We start from the raw sequence: 23,052 nt of genomic DNA, 5'->3' as shown, positions 1-23,052 counted from the left end.
TCGCTGACCAGCAACGACTCAGAACCGATCACACTCGCGTGCCTACGAACTGCGGAACTCGGGTTAAGATGTCGCGTCCCGGGCTGGCGATCCACTCCTGCAGCACCTCGCGGGCATAAAACCGTACGCCGTCACTGACCTCGAAGCCCGGCTGCGCCATACCAAGGCCGAACATGGCTTGGCCGTCGCCCGGCCGCGCCGCCCGGACGTGCACCGGCTGATTCATCCCGTTCTCAGGTGTCGCAAACATCGGCCGTGATGATAGCCGTTCATGGCAAGGCGGCTTGGCCTTGCGCCGAACCCTCCGCTTCAGGCCGAGCCGAACCGGACCACCACCATGCTCGCCTGCCCTAGGATCGGGCCGCCCGGACGTGCGTCTGGTATCGGAGGAAAGCCGTGGGCTACAAGGAACGACGGGTCAAGATGATCGCCACCCGGGCAGCGCCGCACCTGGAGCCCGGTGAGCAGGTCCAGACGGGATTCGTCACGGTGACCGGTTCGGGGATCTTCACGGTGCCGGCGGAGACGTTGGTGGTCACCGACCGCGCGATCCTCATCGTGGGCCGCGGCGAGGTGCGGCGCGTGCCGCGCGACTTCTGGTTCGGCAAGCCGAGCGGGATGTATTACAAGATCGAGCTCGACCGCACGTACAAGGTGCACCGGCAGTGGTACCAGGAGGTCATCGCGGCTGACGAGGCGCTGCGCGAAATGCAGACCCACGACGACCCGGCGGCCGGCGAGCACTGAACCAAACCCGGATAGCTTCCACCTTGGACCGTTCCGGTACTTGCGGCGTCGATGACGAACGCGATCGAGCGTTTCCCTCCGAGCCCGAGGCCGGCGACCCGCTCGCACGCTCCTCCTACCTGCACAAGCGGGCTTTTGCTGACTTCTTCACCTCCTGAAACTCTCCGGAACAGTTCCGGAAATTGTTGACAGCGCGACCAGTCGGTATCGATACTGCCCCTTAAAAGACATACATAAATGCCGATCGCCTGACATCAAGCACTGAGGAAGGTCCCGTGAACAGCAGCCTGAGACAGCGCAAAAAGGTGACTAGCATAGCTTTGCCAACGGCGGTGTTGCTGCTGGTAGGCGGCGCTGTGGCGGTCCAGTCCATCGGCCCGGCCGCCGCGGCCGAGACGACGCTACGGGCCGCGGCCGCCCAGGCCGGGCTGTTCTTCGGCGTCGCTGCCTCACCCGGCCGGCTCAGCTCGATCGTCGGTCAGGAGTTCAACCAGCTGACTCCCGAGAACGACATGAAGCCGTCGACGATCGCCACGTCGACCGGTGGTCTGCAAAACACGGGCAACGCCGACACCCTGGTCAACTACGCCCAGACCAACAACATGCTGGTCCGCGGCCACACGATGGTGTGGCACTCGCAGGCCGGCGCGCTGCAGGGTGCCAACCAGGCGACGCTGAACACCTTCATCGGCAACGCCCTGAACCGCTGGGGCAACAGGATCGCGTACTGGGACGTCGTGAACGAGGCGCTGGACGACAACAACACCGGCAGGCGCCGCACCCAGTGGCCGCACAGCCTGAACCGGGACGCGAACGGCGACGGCGACTTCTTCGACGCCGGCGACACCGACGTCATCCGGGACTCGTTCATCCGGGCCAAGCAGGTCGTGCAGGCCGGCGGGCTGACCACCAAGCTTTGCATCAACGACTACGACGTCGAGGGCCTGACGGTCCAGGGCGGCACCCAGAACCGCAAGGCCAACGCGCTGTACGACATCGTCCGCAACTACCGGCAGTACATCGACTGCGTCGGGTTCCAGGCGCACTTCAACGACAACCCGAACAGCATCATCACCAACGACCTGCAGGCCAACATCCAGCGCTTCGCCGACCTCGGCGTCGAGGTGCACATCACCGAGCTGGACATTGACGACGACCTGAGCAACAACGACATCGGCGCAGGCCAGGCGGAGAACTACCGCAAGGTCGTCCGGGCCTGCCTGAACGTCGCGAAATGCACCGGCATTACCGTCTGGGGCATCTCCGACAGCGAGTCGTGGCGTTCCTCGGAGAGGGGCCTGCTGTTCACCGGCAGCAACGGCAACTACCAGAAGAAGGCTGCCTACACCGCGGTCCTCGACGAGCTGAACAAGGGCCGTGTCCCGATCAACCCGACCTCGCCGAACACCCCGTCGAGCCCGTCGGTGTCGCCGACGGTATCGCCGACGGTGTCGCCTACCCCGAGCACTGGCTGCACGGCCACAGTCTCACTGGACTCCTGGACCGGCGGCTTCGTGGCCACCGTGACGGTCACCGCCGGCACCGCGCCGATCAACGGGTGGAACGTCCTGCTCACCCTGCCGTCCGGTTCTACGGTGACCAACAGCTGGAACGCCACCCGCGGCGGCAACAGTGGCGCCGTGCAGTTCAGCAATCTCAGCTACAACGGCCGGGTAAATACCGGCCAGTCCACCCAGTTCGGCTTCCAGGGCACCGGGACGGCCACCGGCCTGACTCCGGTCTGCACCGCCTCCTGAGCACCGCCTGTCCGGGACGGGCGCAAGCCACCCGTCCCGGACGTAGGCGACCGCGACCCAGCTTGTCGGGCGGACAATGGAGTCGTGGTAAAGCTGCCGGCTCTCGCGCGGGTGGGGCTGGTCGTGCTCCTGGTACTAGTGCTTGTGATCGCCGTGATCTGGGTGCTGCAGCGGCGATTGATCTACTTCCCGGATCGGTCGGCACCGCCACCGGCCGCCCAGGTGATCCCCGGCGGACGGGACGTCACACTGCCGACCGCCGACGGGCTGCGTCTGAGTGCGTGGCTCATCCCGCCACCGTCTGGATCGCCGGACCGACGCGCGGCCGTGCTGGTGGCGCCCGGCAACGCGGGCAACCGGCTCGCTCGGGCCCCACTCGCCGAGGCCCTGGCCAACGAGGGCCTGACCGTGCTGCTCGTCGACTACCGCGGCTACGGCGGCAACCCGGGCAGCCCGAGTGAGCAGGGCCTGGCATACGACGTACGCGCGGCACGGACGTACCTGATCGAACACGCCGGGATTCCGGACCAACGGCTGCTCTACTACGGCGAAAGCCTCGGCGCCGCTGTGGCAACCGCGCTGGCTACCGAACACCCGCCCGCCGGCCTGGTGCTGCGTTCGCCCTTCACCGATCTGCCGTCCGTAGGCCAGGAGCACTATCCGCTACTTCCGGTGCGGTTGCTGGCCCGAGACCGTTTCCCGGTGATGGATCTGCTGCCCCGGGTGCGAGTGCCGACCGTCGTCGTGTACGGCACCGCCGACTCGATCGTGCCGCCGGCGCAGAGCCGAGCCGTCGCCGACCATGCCCCGGTGCTGGCACGGGTCGTCGCAGTCGACGGCGCCGACCACAACGACATGGCTCTACTGTCGGGCGAACAACTAGTCAGCGCCGTGGTGGACCTGGCGGATCGGGTTGCCTGATCGGTCCGCGCGGCACCGGCACAGCCTCGCATTCACCACGTGGCCCGGCTGGCAGAGGCTGGATAGGCACGAGATCGGTCTCCAGTGCTGGTCCGTCAGGCTCAGTGAAGGCAATAGCCCACGCCGTGCCGCCCGCGCCAACGCCGTTGATCGCCTGGTCGTGTACCCCCACCGCGACGCGCAGCTCGGTCATCGCGTCTCCATCCGCTCCGTGCCGGCCAGTATGTCCCGTACCGAGGACCATCCAGCGAGGGCGTTCCGTACGTCCGCCCGGGTCTCCTCCCGTAGTGCCTGTGCGTGGGCCCGCTCGAGCACGTCGTCCAAGCGCTCGAGCCGGCCGCTCGTCGCGGACTGCACCGCCGCCTCCACCATCGCCAGGCTCATCACGTTCTCGTGCACCTCGCCGGACGGCGGCTGCCCGGTCCGCAGCGCCCGCACGAATGCCTGCAAGGCGCCGGCGATCCCGAAGTTCGGCGAGTCGGCCGGTTCGCCGGCGTCCAACTCGGCGTCAAGGACCGGCTCGTGGTCGCCGTCCCAGGTCGCGGTGCCCTTCTCGCCGCTAACCCGCCAGGTCCCGTTCCACGAGGTGACCTCGCCGGGACTGCACCAGCTGCCGTTGTAGACGTACCGGGTGCCGCCGTCCATCTCGAACACCACGGTCGCGTTGGCGTCCCCCGCGTACCAGCTCCACGGCGGGTTGTACGACTGGCAGTACGCCGTCACGGGCTCGGCATCGAGCAGGTAACGTGCCGAGTCGAAGGCGTGGATCGCCATGTCGATCAGCAGCGGATACGCCATCAGGTCGCGGAATCCGCCGAACCGCTCGGATCGGAAGAACGACGTGGTCATCGTCCCGATCGTGCCGAGGCGTGTGATCATCCCTCGCAGCGTGGCGAGGTACGGGTTCCAGCGGCGGGACTGGCTGACCATGAACAGTTCACCGGTGACCTCGGCCGCGGCAGCCATCGACAGCGCCCGGCTCACGTTCTCTGCGACCGGTTTCTCGCCGAGCACCGGCAGGCCGGCGAACAACGCCGCAGTGGTCACAGGGTGGTGCGCCTCGGGCGTGGTCGCATTGATCAGCGCCTGGGCGCCGGTCTGCCGGGCGAGGGCGGCGGCGTCGGTGCCGACCGGGAGGTCCGGCAGGCCAGCCGAGTCGGCGACGTCCCGTGCCAGCGCCGCATCCAGGTCGGCGATGCCGGTGAGCGTGACCTCGGGCGAGTCCGCGACGGTGGCGAGCCAGGCCCGGCCCATACCGCCGGCGCCGACGATGACGACCCGAAGCGGATCCGCCGGGCTCGCGGGGATCGTCCGGAACCTCACTGGAGTGGTCCCGTGTAGCCCTGGCCGTTGAAGAACTCCCCGGTCGCGTACCGCAGGAGCACGGGATGGCTCCGTTCCGGCCGGTCGGTGCGGGCCCAAGCGACGCCGTTGGCGATGACCCGACGCACGTCCTCGTGGTGGTACGTGGGGTACGCCTGGTCTCCGGGCCGGAAGTAGAAGATCTTGCCGTGGCCGCGGCGGAACGTGCAGCCGCTGCGGAACACCTCCCCGCCGCTGAACGAGCTGACGAACACGAGTTCGTCCGGTGCCGGAATGTCGAAGAACTCCCCGTACATCTCGTCCTCGTCGATGATCAGCGGGTGCGGCACGCCCTTGGCGATGGGGTGCGTGGGGTCGACCGTCCAGATGAGCTCGCGGTCGTGCTCGTCCCGCCAGCGCAGGGTGCAACTCGTCCCCATCAGTTTGGTGAAGATCTTCGACCAGTGGCCGGAGTGCAGTACGACGAGTCCCATCCCGGACAGGACGTGGCGGTGGACGCGCTCGACGACCTCGTCGGTGACCTCGTCGTGTGCTGCGTGTCCCCACCAGGTGAGCACGTCGGTGTTGGCCAGCACCTCCTCGGTCAATCCGTGCTGCGGCTCGTCGAGGGTGGCGGTACGGACGGCGCAGCCGTCGCCGAGGTTCTCCTCGATGCCCTCCGCGATCGTCGTGTGCATGCCCTTCGGATAGATCTTCGCCACGTGCGCCTCGATCCGCTCATGGCGGTTCTCCCCCCACACCGTCACGCGCAGCGGGCCGGTCGTTCCGTTTGCCATGTCGAGCCTTTCTGCTGGGCTGCTGAGGATCGTGTCGATGCGTATCGACTGCGGCGACGCATCGACGCCGTGAATCTTGGACCGGGCCACCGATGATCAGTTGGAGGAAGCCGGCATCACCGTCGTACGACGGGTGAGTCGTGGCGCGACCAGGTCGATTGCGGGAGGCGCCACCCCGAAACTCGGATCGAGCAGCCAGAACAGCGTCTCCATCGCCCGCCGCGAAACGTCACGCGGCTCCCCGGAGATATTCGTGTACGGCAGGTCGGACTGCTCAGCCTCACGGTCAGGACTGAATCCGATAAGGGAAATGTCGCGGCCGGGCACGACGTCTCGCTTCCGCAGCGCATGCACCAGCGGCGCGATCGCATCGTTGTGCGGCACCACCACTCCGAGACGCCCGCCGGCGCGCCGGGCGAGGACCTGATCGGCCGCCGTCGCGGCGGTCTCCTGCCCACGCTCGACCGGTTCGATCACCGTCAGCGGCAGGTCCCGCACCTGCGCCTGCCGCCGCACCGATCGCAGTACGCGGCCGGCGAAGTTCAAACCACGCTCCATCGCCGAAGCCGCATAACCCACCACGACGACCTCATCGTGCCCCGTATCGGCCAGCTCGTCGACGGCCATCCGGGCCGCCGCCTCGAAGTCGAGGTCGACGCAGTGCAGCCCGGCCGGGTCGGCCGGCACACCAATGAGAACCACCGGAACGGACAGCGAGGCAGCCACCGGAACCCGGTCGTCGTGCTCCTCGATGCCCATCATGATGATCGCGTCGCACAGGGCCCGTCCGGCGAGCCGCCGCAGCCCCGCGGAACCCTCGTCCGCGGTCACGAGCAGAACATCATGATCGTGGGCGCGGGCCGAGTTGGCGATGGCCTCGATGAACGGCAGCAACCCGAAGGTCTGGCCCCCGGGCCCGAAGGGCACGACCAAGCCGACGACCTGGGTGCGACGTCCCGCGAGAGCCCGGGCGCCCGAGTGCGGCTCGTAGGTGAGCTGTTCCATCGCGTCCAGGACCCGGCGCCGGGTGCGCTCGGAGATGGGTCGCTTGCCGGTCATCACGTAGGACACGGTGCTCTGCGAGACACCAGCGATACGCGCGACGTCCTTGCTGGTAAACGCCGCCAACCCTACCTCCCTTGGGGACTGTCGATGCGTATCGACGCCGGTGCGAAAAGGCTACGACAGCGGTCGTTCGAGCCGCAAGACAGCGAAAGGCTCCCTGCCCTTCCTTGCCGGTGTTTCCCTGCCGAGAACACGTGCGGATCATGTCTCGACATCGCTCACGGAACAGAGATCATGCCCCAGACCATCATCCGTCCATTTGAGACACGCCGTATGTCGGGGCGGCACGGCAGCGCCATCAGCCCGCCGCGCCATGCGAGGACGACACGGGACTCGGCCAAGTAAAGGCCTCCTGCGTCAAGTGGGGCTACCATTGTCACGTCGGCGCATTCGCAAGGTATCTCTCCGACTGTCATCGACCGCATCCGGGACGTAATCCCATGACCAATCGCAAGAAAGACGACGCGAGACCGAAGCTCCTCTCGGGCGGCAACCCGCAGATCCCCAAGGCTGAGGGGAACGGCCCGGTGCAGGACTACATCGCCGCCATGCCCGGCTGGAAACGAGACGTCGGGCAACGCCTCGATGATCTCATCGTGCGCACGGTCTCCGATGTACGCAAAGCCGTCAAATGGAACCAACCATTCTATGGCAAGGACGAGGGCTGGTTCCTGTCGTTCCGTTGCTACACGAACTACGTGCAGCTGCAGTTCCTCAGAGGGACATCGCTCGATCCCATGCCGCCTAAGCCGTCCAAGCACGACGAGGTGCGCTACCTCGACATCCACGAGAACGATGAACTGGACGAACACCAAATCCGATCCTGGATCAAGCAGGCCAGCAAGCTCCCGGGCGAAAAGATGTGACCCGGCCGTTGTGGCTTTCGGAATCTCGATGACCGGAAGACCGCGTTGGCGCCGCCGAACCCAGGGAATGGTCGACAGCCGCCACGCTGGAGACCGTCCACTTCGAACTCCCCCTCGACGCGCGCACGCAGGATCGTGCAATCTTGTGATGGCGGCCTTCGCAGCCCTACGTCGCGTTCACCTCTGGGGCGTCGAACCTGGTGCCGGGGGATACCAACGGTTCGTTCGACGTGTTGTTCGGGATACGCGGGTGCTTACGACGAGCCGGGTCAGCCTGAGCTCCGGCGGTGGTCAGGTGGACAGGATGAGCACTCGCAGGACATCAGTGCCGACGGCCGGCACGTCGCCTACGTGACCGCCCAACCACTGGTCCCCGGCGACACCAACCAGAGCGAGGACGTCTACGTGTGGGCGCGCCAGACCGGAGCCCTGGAAAAGGGTGAGCGTCTCGACGACCGGTGGCTACCCGAACCACGGCAGCCGGCGGGCCAGGTTCCGAGCCTCGGTCGGCGGACGGGAGCTGCTGGTCCACGACCTCGTCGGGCTCCCGCCTCGTGAGACGTCGGCGTCCTAGCTGGGTCAGTACGGACGCTGGCATCAGTTGCCTGTTCGTCGATCTTGTCTCATACCGGCGAGGCGGACGGCAAGAATGCCAGGTATGCGAGGTAAGCGGAGAACAGCCGCGTGCGTCATGCTAGCTGCGCTGCTCGGCGGGTGCAGCGGCCAAAGCGGCAGCGCCGGAGGGGATGCGGCACCCTCGGCGGCACCGGCTAGCCCGTCGCCGTCGCCAGCGCGGCCCACGACGATTACCGTCGCGGCCGCAGGGGACCTGTTCGTCCAACCAGCGCTGGTCGCCCAGGCCCGGTCCGACGCGCAGGCAGCGGGCGGCAACGGATACGACTTCAGCCAGATCATGGCGGCCGTCGTGCCGACCCTCGAGTCTGCGGATCTCGCCGTGTGCCACATCGAGCAGCCTCTCGGTCCGCCGCAGGGCCCGTTCACCGGCTTTCCGATCTTCAACTCACCCGTGGAACTCGCCGACGACGCGAGGGCGGCTGGCTTCGACACGTGCTCGACCGCCTCCAACCACACCCTCGACTACGGAGCCGAGGGCGTCACCCGTACCCTCGACAACCTCGACCGGGTCGGCCTGCGCCACACCGGCTCGGCCCGCTCAGCGCGGGAGGCGGCGACGCCGAACATCCTGGAGGTAGGCGACGTCAAGGTCGCGCAGCTGTCGTACACGTTCAGCTTCAACGGTATCGAACGGCCGCCCAGTCAGCCGTGGATCGCCAACCTCATCGACCTCAACGCCATCCTGGCCGAGGCGCGCCGAGCCAAGAACGACGGCGCCGAGATTGTCATCGCGTCCCTGCACTGGGGCTCCGAGTACCAGAACACGGCCGACGAAGGCCAGACGGCGCTGGCCAGACAACTCCTCGCCAGCCCCGACATCGACCTGATCATCGGCATGCACGCCCACGTCGTGCAGCCATTCGAGAAGATCGGCGACAAGTGGGTCGCCTACGGGCTGGGCAACCTCCTCGTACGCTTCCAGGACGGCTCCCCGGAGAACACCGCCGACTCCGTGATACCCACATTCACCTTCACCGAGGCGGCACCCCGGACATGGCGTGTCAGCGCGGTCGAGGTCCGACCCGTCTTCATGGACTACCACCCGCAGGCGCGGCTCGTTGACCTGGCAACCGCCATGGCCGCCGCCGGCCCGCGAGCCGCGGACTACACCCGAATCCACCGGCGCATCGCCGGGTACGTCAACATGCTCGGCGCCAACGCCGACGGCCTGCGGATCACATCCAACCCGACGGCCGAGACCGCGACCACGCCTACGCCGTAACACACCGACGTGTCTGCACAGCCCCACGCCCGCGACCTGTCCCCCACAGCCCGCCCGCTTGTCAGCGCCTACTTCAGTTACGAGTACGCGCGGAAGGAGCCACCTGTGCGACCCGTCCATGGTGCCGCACCCCGATCAGTCCAAACTGGACATCGGCCAGCTCCACGTGGGACGCCCGCGGTGCGATACATTGCTGATCATGCTCACGACGCGCCTCGATCTTGATCGGATTCGCGCGGCCCGCCGGGTGATCGACCCGATCTTTCTGGATACTCCGCTGTACCAGTGCGACGCGTTGGGACGCGAGCTTGGCTGCACGGTCAGTATCAAGCTGGAAACGGCGAACCCGGTGCGCAGCTTCAAGGCCCGGGGCACCGAGCTCGTCGCCAAGTCGCTGACCGACCAGAGCCGCACGGCCACGGTGTGCGCCAGCGCCGGCAACCTCGGCCAGGCGCTGGGTTGGTCCGGTCACCGCCGTGGCCTCGACGTGACGGTGGTGGCGCCACGCGGGGCACCCGCCGCCAAGCTCGATCGGATCCGCGCGCTGGGTGCGGAGCTGGAGTTGGTCGACGGCGACTTCGAGATGGCCCGCGAACGGGCCGTGGATATCGCGCAGCGGCGCGGCGTCCGGCTGGTCGAGGACAGCCGGGACATCGAGACCTGCGAGGGCGCGGCGACCATCGGCCTGGAACTGGCAAGCGGGGCGTCCTCCTTCGACGCTGTCCTGATCGCCCTTGGCGGCGGCGCGATGGCCACCGGCGTGGGCTACGTCCTGAAGACCCTTTCGCCAGACGTCGAGGTGATCTGCGTGCAGCCACTCGGCGCGCCCGCGATGACCCGCTCCTGGCACGAGCGTCGGGTCATCACCACGGACTCGTACGACACCATCGCCGACGGCGTCGCCGGCCGGTACCCCATCCCCGCGGTCTTGGACGACCTGCTGGAGGTGGCTGACGACGCCGTCCTGGTCCAGGAGGCTTCCATCGTCACGGGCATGCGGATGCTTCTGGAGCGCGCGGGCCTGGTCGTCGAACCCTCAGCGGCCCTCGGCATCGCCGCCATCCTCGAAGATCGTGACCGCTTCGCCGGCCGTCACGTGGTCACCATCATCTGCGGCAGCAACGTCGATCCGGACGCCTACCACCGCTGGGTCAGAACGTGAGCTGAGCAGCGCCTCCGCCAACGCCGTGCGCACATTGAGAACGCTGCGGCCGTGCCGGTGCGCGGCGACGAGTCCGGCTGCCCGCAATGCGGTCAGGTGCTGGGGAGACCCCACCGGCGGTCATGCCGGTACGCCCTGCCAGCTCGGTGGTGGAGCTGGGCGTGTCCAGCTCCACCAGTAGCCGGATGCGGCCCCGGCCGAGCACCGCGCCGAGGGCGTCCGTGTTCTCCCGGCGCGGCTCCCACAGCGTGGCGACACCCCGGGCCGGATAAGCCAACTGCGGCACATCCCCGGCGAAGACGCTCAGCGGCGGGCGTCGCGGGCGTCAACATCGAGGACGGCGCCACCGCCGAGCCCGCCCGGATCGCCGCTGCCCGGGCCGCCCGCCGCACCCGGGCTGTTCCTCAACGCCCGCATCGACACCTACCTGGCCGGCGTGGGCGGCCTCGACGAGACCGTCGACCGAGCCACGGCATACCTGGCGGCGGGAGCCGACGGCGTCTTCGTGCCTGGGGGTGACCGATCCGGCTACCGTCGCCGCCCTGGTCGACCGCATCGACGCTCCGGTGAACGTGATGGCCGGCCCCGGCGCGCCGGACATCGCCGAATTGGCCGCGCTGGGCGTGGCCCGGATCAGCCTCGGCTCGTCCGTCGCCCAGGCCGCGTACGGGCTGGTCGCCCGGGCAGCGGCGACAGCGCTGGGCGGCGGCGGCTACGGCGAGCTGGCCGGCGCGGCGGACTACGGACGGCTCAACACCCTGCTCATGCCAGGTGCGTCGGATCGCGGCTGAACACGGCAGACGCGGCGGGCGCGCATCCCGGCGCGGAGCCGCACTCGAACCAGTCGCCACCCATGCGACGCGGGCTGCGTCCCCGCCGCCGTCGGCCCGAAGGCCGGGCGCCTGCCGGATGACCGTCGGGCAAGACGCGCCTGAACCGCTACTCCTGGCCGTCGGAGAGCAGGTCCAGGACTTGCTGATGCAGGGACGTGACGTGTTGCTCGGTCTCGGGTTTCATCAGGACGCTGCGCAGGATGCGACCCTGTGCCACGTCTGCGACCAGCTGATGTCCGCGCACGGCCAACGCGTTCGCGTCCACGGTGTAGGTGGCTACGAACAGCGACTGTGCTGGGGGCCGCCGCATTCCGCGACTGAGAACGCCGGCGCTGGCCTGATCCACCTCTGACAGGCGCCGATGGGTCGGATAGTAGGTGAGGATGTCCAACTGCGGCTGCTGATACAGGGTTAGCTGTTCGCTGGCCTTGATGTGCTCCGCCCAAGCCAGTGCGGCACGCCGGCCGGGGCGCAGCGCGGCCCCGAGGCCGTCGGGTGTTAGCGGCAGCAGCCGCAGTGTCAGCCACAGCGCGGCGGCTGCCGCGCCAGCACGCGAGCACTCCAGGGAGATCTCCCCCAGGTGCAGTTCGTCCGAGGTGAAGTAGGTGTACGGCGAGTCGTGCAGGTAGTGACTCGCCACTGCCGGATCTTTGAACAGCACCGCGCCGCACCCGTACGGCTGCAGGCCGTGCTTGTGCGGGTCGATCACCACCGAGTCACAGTCGGCAATCGCGGCGAACGGGGCGGCGGCCACGCCGTCTGGGCTGTCGTCGGCGATGAGGCTGAAGAAGCCGCCGTAGGCCGCATCGACGTGCACCCGGGCGCCGTAGCGACGGCACAGTGCGACGATGTGGTGGACGGGGTCGACGGCACCCAGCCCGGTGGTCCCGGCGGTGGCCACCACGGTGCCGACGACTCCGGTACGCAGCAGTTCCTCTAAAGCCTGCGGGTCCATCGCGCCATCAGCCGCCGTTGGGACCGCCATGCCATCGATGCCCAGCACGTGACACATCCGGGAATGGGTGTAGTGCGCGTCCGCGCTGTAGGCGATCACCTTGCCCGGATGGTTCTGTCGGGCGACGAACAGCGCCTCCAGGTTGGCGATGGTGCCGCTGCTGGTCAGATGTCCCAGGTGCTCGCCGAAGCCGAACATGGCCGCCAGCTGCCCTACCACCTCCTTCTCCATCCGCGCGGTCGCTGGACCACCATCCAGAGCATGGTTGTTGGGGTTGACCAGCATTGCGGTGAGGTAGCCGATCACCGCAGCTGGGTGCGGCGGCTTGAGCATCTGCCCGACGTAGCGCGGATGGAAGAACGGATAGTTGTCCCGCAGCCGCGACCGCAGCTGTTCGCCGGCCCGTTCCAACGCGTCCACCTCGATGTCCAATGACGGATGTGGGGTGAACCCGCCGTACTCAGCCATCCAGCTGGTCATTTCGGTGACCGCGATGCTCAGCTGGTTGCTCAGCTCCGCCGCGCCGGCTGGGCCGCTGTGCAGCACCCGAGATGGGTTGTGTGATGACGTCGCCACGTTGTTGCTCCTCCGGACTGGCTTCCACGTGAGGCCCAGGGTCAGAGCTGGATGCGGAAGGTGACCTTCGCCTGCTCGACAGTTTCCTGGACGACCCGTACCTGGCCGCTCGCGTTCTGGTACTTGCCGGTGCCACCGGTGATCGCGAACTGCTCGTCGAAGACCGGACCCGAGGCGGAGAGCCTGGCCGTGCCCGCAGTGGTGATCTTCCCGTCGGCCAGCTCGTACACGAAGGTCAACAGCTCGGACGTACGCGGCGCGGCGTTGGTGGAGATGCCCTGGAAGCTGCTCGTGCCAATCTTGCGGCCGTCGGCGCCGACGAGATCGCCGGTACCGATCAACTGATCACCAAGGGCCGAGTCGCTGGGGGCAACGTCAACGAGGTTGATCGAGGTGCCCTTCTCCACGACCGTGATGGTGATCGTGCGCGGGTACCGGGAGATCGCCGAATTCGGAGCACCCTGCGCGGGAGCGATCGCGAGGGCGCCTCCCACGACAGCAGCCGTGACGCCAGCGAGAGCGGTGACTGCGTGGAGCGGGCGGAAACGCATGGTGACTCCTATGGGATAGCTCGTGCGGATCATGCCAAGCCGAAGGTTAGCTGCTGATACAGCTAACCTCAAGGTTGTAGCCAGCGCATTTTGTCCGATATAGCCGCCCAGTAACGCCGCAAACGTCCCCCTCCGCCGACCATCGTCACCTAAACAGTTTCACTGTAGAGTCAGGTTTATGCGCGAGGATGAGCCCACGTCAGTGGAGCTGGTGAACGACGAGGCGGTCGTCCTGTACGGCGACATCCTTCGTCTGACCGACACCATCGGCGGGCACGCCGAACGGGTCATCCGCCACGCATCGGGGCTCGGCGGTTCCGAGTTCGAGGTGCTGCTGCGCCTGGCCCGCCATCCCGAGGGACGCACCACCAGCGCCCGCCTCGCCGACGACCTCTCCTTCAGCTCCGGCGGCCTGACACGCCTGATCGCCCGCATGGAGGATGCGAAACTGCTGGTCCGGCATCCTCACCCCCACGATCGCCGGGCGACGCTGCTGGAACCCACTCCCCGCGGCCGGCAGCAGCTGCGACAAGCCCTGCAAGCCCACGTGCCACAGATCAACCAGGACCTGTTCGACCGGCTCACCCCGGTCGAACGGCTGATCCTGCGAGAGCTGGTGACGAAATTGCTGACGCACTCCACCCGCGGACCAGTGCAGGAGACCATCCCCAACCCAACCAATGGTGAACACACCTGAAGAGCCTGATTGTCGGCGCCACCGGCATGGTCGGCTCACGCGTCGTCGCCGAGGCACTGCGCCGCGGCCACAGGTCACCGCGGCGTCCCGTTCCGGCCGCGCGAACGACCGGTCAGAAGACCCAGCACTGACCATCCTCACCCTGGACGCCTCCGCACGTTGGTGAAGGCGCCCCATCCACGTCCGAGTGTGTACCGAGGGCGCAGCCGGCGGAGGGCCCCCGCGTGACACCACGTTGAGCACGCCGTCCGGCGGCCCGGCGATCAGCTTGCCGGCGTCCATGCTGTCCAAGGCGCAGCAGAACCTTCATGCGGTGCCCGGGTGCCGGTCTCCAGGCCGACGCATGCGATGGGTGGCAGACGTGGCCCGATCTGGCTCGCGCATCAGTTGATGTTACGGTCAGACGGCCAACTGTTGCATTTATGTTTCTCAACTCCTATCGTGGGCGTACCGCAGCGGATATGCCCACGATGTCGAAATAGGGTCGAAGCGCTTCGACGCGAGTTCGACACCGAGGAGTCGAACTCGCGTCGAAACAGCACGCGGCGATGTTGGTACCCGCCCTCATCGCGACATCGCCGGTGACGTCCAGCGACATCGGCCTCGATCTCCCACCCGCCACGCCAGCCAACGAGAGCGCTTCGTCTTGACTGGATGAAATTGGTTTTGGACCGTCAAGTCTGGAAGAGAGGAAATACCTATGGTTTCAAAAGCAAGGAAGATCAGGGCCCTTTTCTTTGCCGTTATGTTGGCGATCGCCGTATCCGTGTCCGGCATGACGATCCGGGCATCAGCCGACGTCGTAACTCAGGCGAACGCCTCGCAGCTTGTCGCCGACATGGGCGCGGGCTGGAACCTGGGAAACTCACTGGAAGCCAACATCAACGGAATCCCCAGCGAAACGTCATGGGGCAACCCGACCGTAACACAAGCCTTTATCGACAGGGTGAAGGCAGCGGGGTTCAAAACGATCCGCATACCGGTCTCCTATCTGGGACACATAGGTTCGGGTCCGAATTACACGATTAATTCTTCCTGGCTGAACAGAATCCAAGAAGTTGTCAACTACGCCTACAACCGAGACATGTACGTACTGATCAACATGCATGGAGACGGCTACAAGACTGTCTCCGGCTCCTGGCTGATCTGCGATTCATCCTCTCAAACAACGATCAGGGACAAATACCAGAAGGTCTGGCAACAGATCGCGACCAGGTTCCAAAGCTACAACGAGCACCTGATCTTCGAATCCATGAACGAAAACTTCGACGGGCAATACGGTCGTCCGACCCAGCCATGCTACTCAAACATCAACGCCTACAACCAGATCTTCGTGGACACCGTAAGGAGAACCGGCGGAAACAACAGTTCACGGTGGCTGCTCATCCCCGGCTGGAATACAAACATCGACTACACCACGGGAAACTACGGCTTCGTGCTTCCGACCGACCAAAATCGGTCTCCCTCCATCCCCAGCAATGAACAGCGGATCATGATCTCCGTTCATTACTACGACCCGTGGGACTTCACTGGCGAGGAAAACAGCACCATCACGCAATGGGGGCCCGCCGCGACCAATCCGTCAAGGAAGTCGACCTGGGGACAGCAAGACTACATGGACGCGCAACTGAAGAAGATGTACGACACCTTCGTCGTGCGAGGATATCCGGTATTCGTCGGCGAATACGGCTCGATCGACAAGACATCGTTTGATTCGTCGAACAACAGGTATCGTGCGGACTTCGCGCGCACCCTGGTCGCCTCTGCCAAGAAATACGGAGCAGCCACCGCCTACTGGGACAACGGCGTAAACGGCCAGTATGGGTTCGGGCTGTTCAACCGAAGCTCCGCTACGGTGACCCAACAAGGCATTATCGATGCCATCATGGCCGCCGTCGGTGGTGGCACTGGGTCGACAACCCGCTACGAGGCGGAAACGTCGCCGGCGGTGTGCACCGGCACCATCGACTCCAACTGGTCGGGCTACTCAGGTGCCGGATTCTGCAACGGCAACAACGCGGTGGGTGCCTACGCTCAGTTCACGGTCAACGCGAGCACAGCGGGCACGGCGACGCTGCGGGTCCGGTTCGCCAACGGAGTCGCGACCGTGCGGCCGGCTTCACTGATCGTCAACGGCTCGACGGTGCAGACGCCGACGTTCGAAGGCACCGGAGCATGGGCCACGTGGGTCACCAAGACCTTGACCGCCACGCTGAACGCGGGTAGCAACACCATCCGGTTCAACCCCACGACGGCCAACGGCCTGCCCAACATCGACCACCTCGAAGTCACGACCTCGTAGAAGTCACGACCTCGTAGAAGCCGACGGGCCCGGCGGAAGACCGCCGGGCCCGTCTCATGTCGTCCAGGGGTTTCAGCTCGCCGGTCGGGACCGGCGAACGCCCTAGGTGGCGCCTTGTCTCGGCACTTGGCTACTGGCGTTCGAAGGCCCAGACCGTGTTGCTGTCGGTCGATCCGGTGTTCCACTTCACCTCGCCGGCCGATGTTCCGTACATGTAGGACCTGCCCGGATAGGTGTTCCTGAGGCGGATGCCTCCGGTGGTCGACTCGACGTTCCATAACGAGTCGGCGATGACCTGGCCGGTGTTCCAGATGACGGCGTTGTTCGTGGTTTCGGTATCCAGGTAGTACCGCCCGGTCCTCACGTTCCTCAAGGTCCATGCGCCGGAGGCTTGCTGTGTGGCAACCCACTGCTGATCGTCATACGTGCTGGAGTTGGTGAGGGTCAGCCCGCCGTTGAGTTCCGAGTCCAGATACCGGCCCGTCGCCACGTTCCTGATCTTGTAGGTTGCGCCGCTGACGATAGGACCAGTGTCGGCTTTCCGGTAGGCGCGGAAATAATCTACGACGAATTCCTTGGGCCGGGGATCGTTGGGATCGACGGAACCGGTCCACCCGGCGTTCTCATAGATGCCGAGCAGAAACAGCGACGGGTAGGCCGGAGACGCGGATATCGTATCCTTCAGCACGTTGTCGACATACAGCTTGATCTCGGTCGGCGTCCACTCGAGCGCATAGATATGCATCTCGCTCGCGACGTCGAACCCCACCGAGACGGAGTGGTTCACTTCCGGGACGTTCGGATCCGACCACTTATGCAGACTGAAGTTGAAGTTCCGCGGGGTCCGGCCCGGGTGTTCCATGATGTCGATCTCCGCCCGCTGGGTTGTCGTGTCTTGCCTACCGACCGTCCAGAAGGCAGCGTGAACGCCGCTTCGCGCAGAAGTCTTCGCGCGGATTTCGAAGTAGCCGTACCTAGGAGCGTAGTTCATGATGGTGGGAATCGAATGATCATAGGGCGAGTCCTTGTGCAGGCCAGTCCTCTGCCCCGTCTGGATGCTTGAAACCTTCATCGGATCGTTGGAGTAATAGGTTGGCTGGTCGTTGTCGATCCGCAAGACGAGGGCGTTGTCCCTGAATCCGTATCGCGCTCTGGATCGCCATTCCGGCGTTCGTGATTCAAGGTAGTTGGTGATCCACAGGCTCGTATCGAGGCTTCCGTTGAACTCGTCGTTCCGGTCAAGAATCCAACCAGCCTTATCCAACGGATTCGCCGGGACGTCGGCCGCGTTGGCGGGTTGCGCACCGGTGATGTTGAAGACTATGGCGGTGGCCAAGAGTACCCACACCACAGCTAACGGCGTACGTCTTCCTCTGTCCCTGAATGGTCTGTTCATGACTATCCTCTCCTTGCGGTTGCCCATTGTCACAGGTGCCATGACGATGCCATCGATCTGGACCACTTCAGATCGACGGCTTCGCGGTCCGAAGCGGTCTAGCGTCTGCCCTAGGAGGCACTGGGGCAGACGTCAATGGATCAAGCTCACGCCGTGCTGCGGGCTGCTCGGAATGTCAAGGCACTTGCCGCACAGTCGACGGCGACCCAGTGGAAGCAGGCAACGCGGGAAGTCGAGCACGCGCCGTCGGCCCGTGAGCGCTGAGAACGTCACCAATGGCTGAAAGGCCAAGATCGACAACATCCCTTCTAACCGCGCTGGTGAGCGCTCCCCCGTCTCGGCCTGGCATGCAACAGATAGTCTCCCCGCCGGTCAGATTACTGTCAATCGACGAACGTTGACGTAGTCAGAGGGCATCGACGCCTGGGTGAACTCCGGTCGGCGGCGTTGGCAGACCGCTGATAGGGAACCGGCTACCCCGCGGGGTAGCCGGCATGGGGGCGCCTCCGTCGAGGCGCCCGATCAGGTGCTCGCCACCGCGACCGGCCTGGCAAGTACCTGGTCCAGGACGTCGGCGAGGAACCGCGCCGGGTCCGGGACCGGTGCCGTGACCCGCATCGCGACGATCGCGTCCGGTCGCACGAGCAGGGCCCCGTCGTCGGCCAGCCACGGTGCGAAGACCCGGTGCGCCGGTAGGCCGACGTCCGCCGCGGCGGCGAGCCACCGGTCACCCGTGGCGCCCACCAGCAGGGTCCACCGGGACGCGACCAGGTCGAGCGTGGAGACCCCGTCGACCCACGCGTGGGGCACCCGTGAACCCGGCGACCCGTCCAGCGCCACGGCCAGGTCCACCGTGGACGGGAGTTCCGGACGCGGGTCGACGACGGCGGCCGAGTCGTACCGCTGGCCCAGGTGCACGACCGGCGCCGCCCACACCCCCGACGCCGCCCTGGCGGCGTCGGCCTCGGGTCCACGCCCCCAGTGCAGCTGCGGGTCGGCGAGCCTGCGCATCGCCTGGTCCAGCGTCGCCGCGGCGACCGGCCCGCGCTCCTGCGCGTAGGTGTCGAGCAGGCCAGCGCCTGCCTCGCCGCGGTGGACGGCCGCCAGTTTCCACGCCAGGTTGTGGGCGTCGGCGACGCCGGTGTTGAGGCCGAACGCGCCCAGGGGTGACACCGTGTGCGCGGCGTCGCCAACGAGGAACACGCGGCCGACGGCGAAGCGGTCGGCCAGGGAGCTCCGGGGCCGCCATGGGAGCACGCTGCGCACCTCGACGTCGAGGTCGGGGTCGCCGACCGCCGCGCGGACGACCGCGACACAGCGCTCGTGTGTGAAGTCCTCGGGGCGCTCGCCCCCGTCGACGTCGCAAGCGATGTGGAAGACCCAGTTCGTCTCGCCGTCCACGGTCGCCAGCAGGCCGGGCGCCTCCGGCGTGGTGATCGTGCAGGTGGCGAAGGACATCCCCCGCAGGTGGGGTCGGAGGTCGGCGCGGAACAGGATGTTGATCATCGACTTGCCCAGGTCGCCCGCTCCGGAGGTGCCCACGCCGAGCGCGGTCCGCACGGCGCTGTGCGTGCCGTCCGCGGCCACCACGCGCGCGCAACGCAGCGAGTAGCGGCCGTCGGGCCCCTCCAGTTCGACGTCGACCCCGTCGGCGTCCTGCGCGATGCCGACCAGACGGGTCGACCAGCGCAGATCCGCTGCGCGGCGCGCCAGGTCGGCCGCCACCACGGCGTCGAGGCGATCCTGCGCGCAGACACCGCGCAGCCTGAACGGCGTCGTGTCCAGTTCAGCGGCGGACGGGGTAGGCATGGGCACGGTCACGACGTCGCCCGCGCCCATCTCGACGACGGTCCGCGCCACCGCCTTGCCCGTGGCGCCCCGCAGGTCGACCGCGACGGCGTCGACTGCGGTGTCGAGCCCGAGCTCGCGGAGGACCTCGACGGTACGCGGCCCGATGCCGGTGGCGCGCGGATGGACCGACGGCCCGGACCGGCGTTCGACGAGCACCGCGGGGACGCCATGGTGGGCGAGCAGCGCCGCGGTGAGCAGCCCGACGCTGCCGCCTCCGACCACGAGCACCGACACTTCTGGATACACCGTTTCCGTCATGGCTACACCGTATCCAGAAGGTAGGATGCCGGTCAACGAGGAAAGGAACCCTCCGATGACCGAACCCGCTCCCTCGTCGGTGTGGACCAGGCCGCGCCCCGAACCGCGCCGGCGCGCGCCGGGGGTGGACCAGTACGTGGCCGCCGCGCTGGCCATCGCCGACGCGGAGGGCTTGGCCGCGGTGTCGATGCGCCGCGTCGCGGGCGACCTCGGTTCCGGGACGGCCACCCTCTACCGCTACATCACCAACCGCGACGAACTGGTGGACCTGATGGTCGACGCGGCGCAGGGCGAGGACTCGCTCCCCGAGCCGGCGCAGGACTGGCGCGCCGACCTGGCCGCGGTCGCGCACGCGCTGCGCGCGACCCTGCTGCGGCACCCATGGTTGGCGGGCGAACTGGCGGGCAGGCCCTCGCTCGGCCCCAACTCGTTGCGGCGGTCCGAATACGCGCTGCGCGCCGCCGTCGCGCTCACGCCCGACATCACCCTGGCCTCGCAGGCGCTCGGCGCCGTGCACGCGTACGTGCTGGGCTCGGTGGCCACCCAGCAGGCCGCTCGACGCGCCGAGCAGCGCACCGGCCTGACCGAGGAGCAGTGGCAGCGCAGCGTCGGCCCCTACATCAACGAAGTCCTCGCGGCGGGCGAGCACCCCATGCTCGCCCGCCGCGTCCTCGAAGCCGAAGAGCTCGACCCCGAGGTCGAGTTCGCGTTCGGCCTGGAATGCGTGCTCGACGGTCTCGCGGCCCGATTGGGCCGCTGACCGGTCAGTACGCGAACCGGTTCACGGTTTCACCCACCGGGGCCGCGACGACGATCGTCCTGCTGGCGGACCGGGACGCGCGGGTTGCCCGCGGGCACGAACCTGGCCCATGCCGCGGCGTCGCCCGGGTGGTAGATCGTCAACTTCCCCGGGTCGGCTCCGACGAACACGTCGGCTTCCTGAGTCGGTGGTTGTTCGCCGAGGTAAACCGCGCGCAGGTTGGGGTTGCCACGGAAGGCGCGCGGGCCGAGCCGGCTGAGGTTCGGCGCGTACACCGCCGCCAGGCTGGGGTTGTTCGTCACCGCGTCGTGCCAGGCGGTCGTCAGCCGCGGCGCGTAGACGTGCCGCAACGCGCCGAACCCGGTCAGGCCGTTCTTGTCCAGGACAGTCAACTTCGGTAGCCGCAGCACCCTGACCCCGGTACCCGTTCGGGCGTCGCCGTTGAGGTCGAAGCAGTTGATGCCGATGTATTCCAGCGCCGGCAAGTTCACCGACTTCAGCGCGTGGGTGTCGTTGAGCGCGTTGCGGCCGATGGACACCAGCCGCGGGGCGTTGAGGTACTCCAGGCGCGACGTGTCATCGAACGCGAAGTCGTCGATCTTGGTGACCTTGGGCAGGTTCACCTTGGCCAGGTACTGGTTGCGGCGGAACGCGTCCCTGCCGATGAACGTCGCGCTGGGCAGGTAGAGAACGCTCAGCTTGGCGTACGGTCGGTGCCCGAATCCCATGGTCCCGATGGAACGCGCCGCCCGGAGGCTGACCGATTCGAGCGGGGTGTTGCTGAAGGCGCCCGCCTTCACCTCGACGAGGTCGTCCAGGGTGAGGTGCCGGACCCACGAGTCCCACCAGCCGTTGAACCACAGGTACGGCGACCGGCCGCCGCGTGCCGTCTGCCCCGCGCAGGCCAGGCCGGAGGTGGGCGTGCACTCCTGCCCGCCCCGCAGCGCCTTGAGGTTGTAGATGTACAGCCGGGTGAGCGTGGTCAACCCTAGCCCGCCCTGCGCCGCCGGCCGGTGCAGCGACTGGATCGCTGTGAGGTCGGGATCGTTCAGCGCGGCGCCACCGTCGAGATAGACGGCCACGCCGCTGGCCCGGGCGAGGGCGTCGCGTACCGCGGCCAGCCGGTCCTTCAGCGGTGAGGTACCGGCCGTGGACACGTCGTAGCGGATGGTGACCGTGCCCTCGGGCAGCGCGTGGTCGCCCGGCTTGGTGTGCCGGTAGGTGTAGGTCGCCCGCTGGCGCAGCACCGGATCGGTGGTGAAGATCGGGTCGACGCCCGGGTCGACATGCGCCTCCACCTTGGCGTTCCGGGCGTAGGGATTGACCTTCCGGGCGGTGGTGGGCGCGGGCGCGGGCCCCATCTCGGCGACAGCGGCTGGTGCGGAGACGGTTGGCGTCGGCTGCCCGCCCGCCTGGGTGCTGACCGGCGTGCTTGCCGGGGTGCCACACGCCGCGATCGTCAGAACGAGCCCGGCATACACGAAAACCTGTTTCATCGAGTCCTTCTCGCCGCTCCGTCCGCAACCTACGCGTTTAGGAGGCGGGCCGGCATGGTTACGGATAACAGAAATCACGCGTCGCCGACGCACAACACCCCGGGTCGTCGAAGTCCGGGGCGTTGTCGGGGCCATGGTGGCGTCGCGCGGCGCGATGCCAGTCCCCCGTCAGCCAGGCCGAACGCAGCAAACCGCAGCCATGCCACCGCGCCCAGGCTCGGCGGCGCGATGGCCGCCCCCGACGGCACGTACACCGCCTATCTCATCCCCGGCATGCTCGCCATGACCATGCTGTTCGGTCTGGAATCCATGGTCGTGGCCGTCACCACCGACGCCGCCAAAGGCGTCACCGAGCGGATCCGGGCGATGCCGGTCAGCGGCGTAGCGGTGCTGACCGGCCGTAGCTGGGCCGACATGCTCAACGCAGTAGCCGGCCTCCTGGTCATGGTGATGACCGGCCTGGCCGTGGGATGGCGACCCCAGCACGGTCTCGCGCCCACCCTCGCGGCGCTGGGTTTGTTGCTGTGGCTGCGATTCGCCTTCACCTGGGTCGGCATCTACCTCGGGCTCCTGCTGAAGACACCAGAGTCCGCCGTGGCCGTACAGGTGCTGGTGTGGCCTATCGGTTTCTCTCCAGCGCGTTCGTCTCCCCGCAGACGATGCCCGCCTGGCTGGGCGGTATCGCCACCTGGAACCCGCTGTCGGCAACCGCCATGGCCATCAGGGACCTGTTCGGCAATCCCACATGGGAGACGCAGACCTGGGCCGCGGATCACTCGGTGCTGCTTGCCGCATTGTGGCCCACGGTGCTCACTGTGATCTTCCACCGCTGGCATACCGCCAGTACCGCTTACTCGAACGATGATCCACGCCGGCATCATCACGATCGCGCTGACTTCTGG

At 67.2% G+C, this 23,052-nt stretch carries 21 protein-coding genes; 11 read left to right on the top strand and 10 right to left on the bottom strand.

Annotated elements, in window-relative coordinates; genetic code table 11:
* Positions 1 to 28 precede the first annotated feature (28 nt).
* Positions 29 to 250 carry a hypothetical protein gene (locus V6V89_RS06965; protein WP_334618143.1) on the bottom strand — a complete coding sequence of 74 codons (222 nt, stop codon included), beginning with the start codon at positions 248 to 250 and terminating at the stop codon, positions 29 to 31.
* Positions 251 to 396: 146 nt separating this feature from the next.
* Here V6V89_RS06965 and V6V89_RS06960 point away from each other — a divergent pair, with 146 nt between their 5' ends.
* The 3 genes from V6V89_RS06960 (at position 397) to V6V89_RS06950 (ending at position 3,425) form a co-directional block, all read left to right on the top strand.
* Positions 397 to 747, top strand: coding sequence for a hypothetical protein (locus tag V6V89_RS06960; RefSeq protein WP_334618141.1), 351 nt, complete (start codon positions 397 to 399; stop codon positions 745 to 747).
* 305 nt (positions 748 to 1,052) lie between these two features.
* The gene (locus V6V89_RS06955) at positions 1,053 to 2,504 is read left to right on the top strand and encodes an endo-1,4-beta-xylanase (RefSeq protein WP_334618140.1); all 1,452 of its coding nucleotides are present in this window, start codon (positions 1,053 to 1,055) and stop codon (positions 2,502 to 2,504) included.
* Between the two features lie 84 nt (positions 2,505 to 2,588).
* Positions 2,589 to 3,425 (top strand): alpha/beta hydrolase, encoded by an 837-nt coding sequence (locus tag V6V89_RS06950; protein WP_334618139.1) that lies wholly within the window; start codon positions 2,589 to 2,591, stop codon positions 3,423 to 3,425.
* A gap of 189 nt (positions 3,426 to 3,614) precedes the next feature.
* On the opposite strand, the gene V6V89_RS06945 is transcribed toward V6V89_RS06950, so the two are convergent.
* The 3 genes from V6V89_RS06945 to V6V89_RS06935 form a co-directional block, all read right to left on the bottom strand.
* On the bottom strand, positions 3,615 to 4,748 hold the full coding sequence (locus V6V89_RS06945) for a Gfo/Idh/MocA family protein (protein ID WP_334618138.1): 1,134 nt from the start codon (positions 4,746 to 4,748) through the stop codon (positions 3,615 to 3,617).
* Positions 4,745 to 5,524: a ThuA domain-containing protein gene (locus V6V89_RS06940; RefSeq protein WP_334618137.1), complete on the bottom strand. Its 780-nt coding sequence runs from the start codon at positions 5,522 to 5,524 to the stop codon at positions 4,745 to 4,747. The genes V6V89_RS06945 and V6V89_RS06940 overlap by 4 nt, the downstream gene beginning before the upstream one ends.
* 96 nt (positions 5,525 to 5,620) lie before the next feature.
* Entirely contained in the window at positions 5,621 to 6,652 is a 1,032-nt protein-coding gene (locus tag V6V89_RS06935; RefSeq protein ID WP_334618136.1) for a LacI family DNA-binding transcriptional regulator, read from the bottom strand.
* A gap of 377 nt (positions 6,653 to 7,029) precedes the next feature.
* On the opposite strand from V6V89_RS06935, the gene V6V89_RS06930 reads away from it, so the two are divergent.
* The 3 genes from V6V89_RS06930 (at position 7,030) to V6V89_RS06920 (ending at position 10,475) form a co-directional block, all read left to right on the top strand.
* Positions 7,030 to 7,455, top strand: coding sequence for a DUF1801 domain-containing protein (locus V6V89_RS06930; protein ID WP_334618135.1), 426 nt, complete (start codon positions 7,030 to 7,032; stop codon positions 7,453 to 7,455).
* A gap of 691 nt (positions 7,456 to 8,146) precedes the next feature.
* Positions 8,147 to 9,313 (top strand): CapA family protein, encoded by a 1,167-nt coding sequence (locus V6V89_RS06925; RefSeq protein ID WP_334618134.1) that lies wholly within the window; start codon positions 8,147 to 8,149, stop codon positions 9,311 to 9,313.
* Positions 9,314 to 9,512: 199 nt separating this feature from the next.
* The gene (locus V6V89_RS06920) at positions 9,513 to 10,475 is read left to right on the top strand and encodes a threonine ammonia-lyase (protein ID WP_334618133.1); all 963 of its coding nucleotides are present in this window, start codon (positions 9,513 to 9,515) and stop codon (positions 10,473 to 10,475) included.
* Here the strand turns inward: V6V89_RS06920 and V6V89_RS06915 are convergent.
* Entirely contained in the window at positions 10,465 to 10,752 is a 288-nt protein-coding gene (locus V6V89_RS06915) for a hypothetical protein (RefSeq protein WP_334618132.1), read from the bottom strand. The genes V6V89_RS06920 and V6V89_RS06915 overlap by 11 nt on opposite strands.
* Before the next feature lie 238 nt (positions 10,753 to 10,990).
* Here V6V89_RS06915 and V6V89_RS06910 point away from each other — a divergent pair, with 238 nt between their 5' ends.
* Complete coding sequence (locus V6V89_RS06910) at positions 10,991 to 11,266, top strand: isocitrate lyase/phosphoenolpyruvate mutase family protein (protein WP_334618131.1); 276 nt, start codon at positions 10,991 to 10,993, stop codon at positions 11,264 to 11,266.
* 148 nt (positions 11,267 to 11,414) lie between these two features.
* Here the strand turns inward: V6V89_RS06910 and V6V89_RS06905 are convergent, their stop codons facing one another.
* Together V6V89_RS06905 and V6V89_RS06900 are read right to left on the bottom strand one after the other, a co-directional pair.
* Positions 11,415 to 12,839, bottom strand: a complete 1,425-nt coding sequence (locus V6V89_RS06905) for a pyridoxal phosphate-dependent decarboxylase family protein (RefSeq protein ID WP_334618130.1) — start codon at positions 12,837 to 12,839, stop codon at positions 11,415 to 11,417.
* A 41-nt stretch (positions 12,840 to 12,880) separates the two neighbouring features.
* Positions 12,881 to 13,390, bottom strand: a complete 510-nt coding sequence (locus V6V89_RS06900; protein ID WP_334618129.1) for an allene oxide cyclase barrel-like domain-containing protein — start codon at positions 13,388 to 13,390, stop codon at positions 12,881 to 12,883.
* Between the two features lie 202 nt (positions 13,391 to 13,592).
* Here V6V89_RS06900 and V6V89_RS06895 point away from each other — a divergent pair, with 202 nt between their 5' ends.
* Entirely contained in the window at positions 13,593 to 14,087 is a 495-nt protein-coding gene (locus V6V89_RS06895; protein ID WP_334618128.1) for a MarR family winged helix-turn-helix transcriptional regulator, read from the top strand.
* A 700-nt stretch (positions 14,088 to 14,787) separates the two neighbouring features.
* On the top strand, positions 14,788 to 16,389 hold the full coding sequence (locus V6V89_RS06890; protein WP_334618127.1) for a cellulase family glycosylhydrolase: 1,602 nt from the start codon (positions 14,788 to 14,790) through the stop codon (positions 16,387 to 16,389).
* A gap of 130 nt (positions 16,390 to 16,519) precedes the next feature.
* Here the strand turns inward: V6V89_RS06890 and V6V89_RS06885 are convergent, their stop codons facing one another.
* Both V6V89_RS06885 and V6V89_RS06880 read right to left on the bottom strand, forming a co-directional pair.
* Positions 16,520 to 17,851 carry a family 16 glycosylhydrolase gene (locus tag V6V89_RS06885; RefSeq protein WP_334618125.1) on the bottom strand — a complete coding sequence of 444 codons (1,332 nt, stop codon included), beginning with the start codon at positions 17,849 to 17,851 and terminating at the stop codon, positions 16,520 to 16,522.
* 456 nt (positions 17,852 to 18,307) lie between these two features.
* Positions 18,308 to 19,894, bottom strand: a complete 1,587-nt coding sequence (locus V6V89_RS06880) for an FAD-dependent monooxygenase (RefSeq protein WP_334618124.1) — start codon at positions 19,892 to 19,894, stop codon at positions 18,308 to 18,310.
* A gap of 55 nt (positions 19,895 to 19,949) precedes the next feature.
* On the opposite strand from V6V89_RS06880, the gene V6V89_RS06875 reads away from it, so the two are divergent.
* A complete protein-coding gene (locus V6V89_RS06875; RefSeq protein WP_334618123.1) occupies positions 19,950 to 20,654 on the top strand; it encodes a TetR/AcrR family transcriptional regulator C-terminal domain-containing protein in 705 nt (234 codons plus the stop codon).
* Positions 20,655 to 20,683: 29 nt separating this feature from the next.
* Here V6V89_RS06875 and V6V89_RS06870 read toward each other — a convergent pair whose 3' ends face one another.
* Positions 20,684 to 22,150: a leucine-rich repeat protein gene (locus V6V89_RS06870; protein ID WP_334618122.1), complete on the bottom strand. Its 1,467-nt coding sequence runs from the start codon at positions 22,148 to 22,150 to the stop codon at positions 20,684 to 20,686.
* 54 nt (positions 22,151 to 22,204) lie between these two features.
* On the opposite strand from V6V89_RS06870, the gene V6V89_RS41625 reads away from it, so the two are divergent.
* Entirely contained in the window at positions 22,205 to 22,969 is a 765-nt protein-coding gene (locus tag V6V89_RS41625) for an ABC transporter permease (protein WP_442935081.1), read from the top strand.
* The last annotated feature ends 83 nt before the right edge of the window (positions 22,970 to 23,052 follow it).

The sequence above is a fragment of the Micromonospora sp. CPCC 206061 genome (assembly GCF_036906915.1).
GTDB lineage: Bacteria > Actinomycetota > Actinomycetes > Mycobacteriales > Micromonosporaceae > Phytohabitans.
Note: the sequence above shows the minus strand (reverse complement) of the source record. Positions and strands in the feature narration are given on the sequence as shown.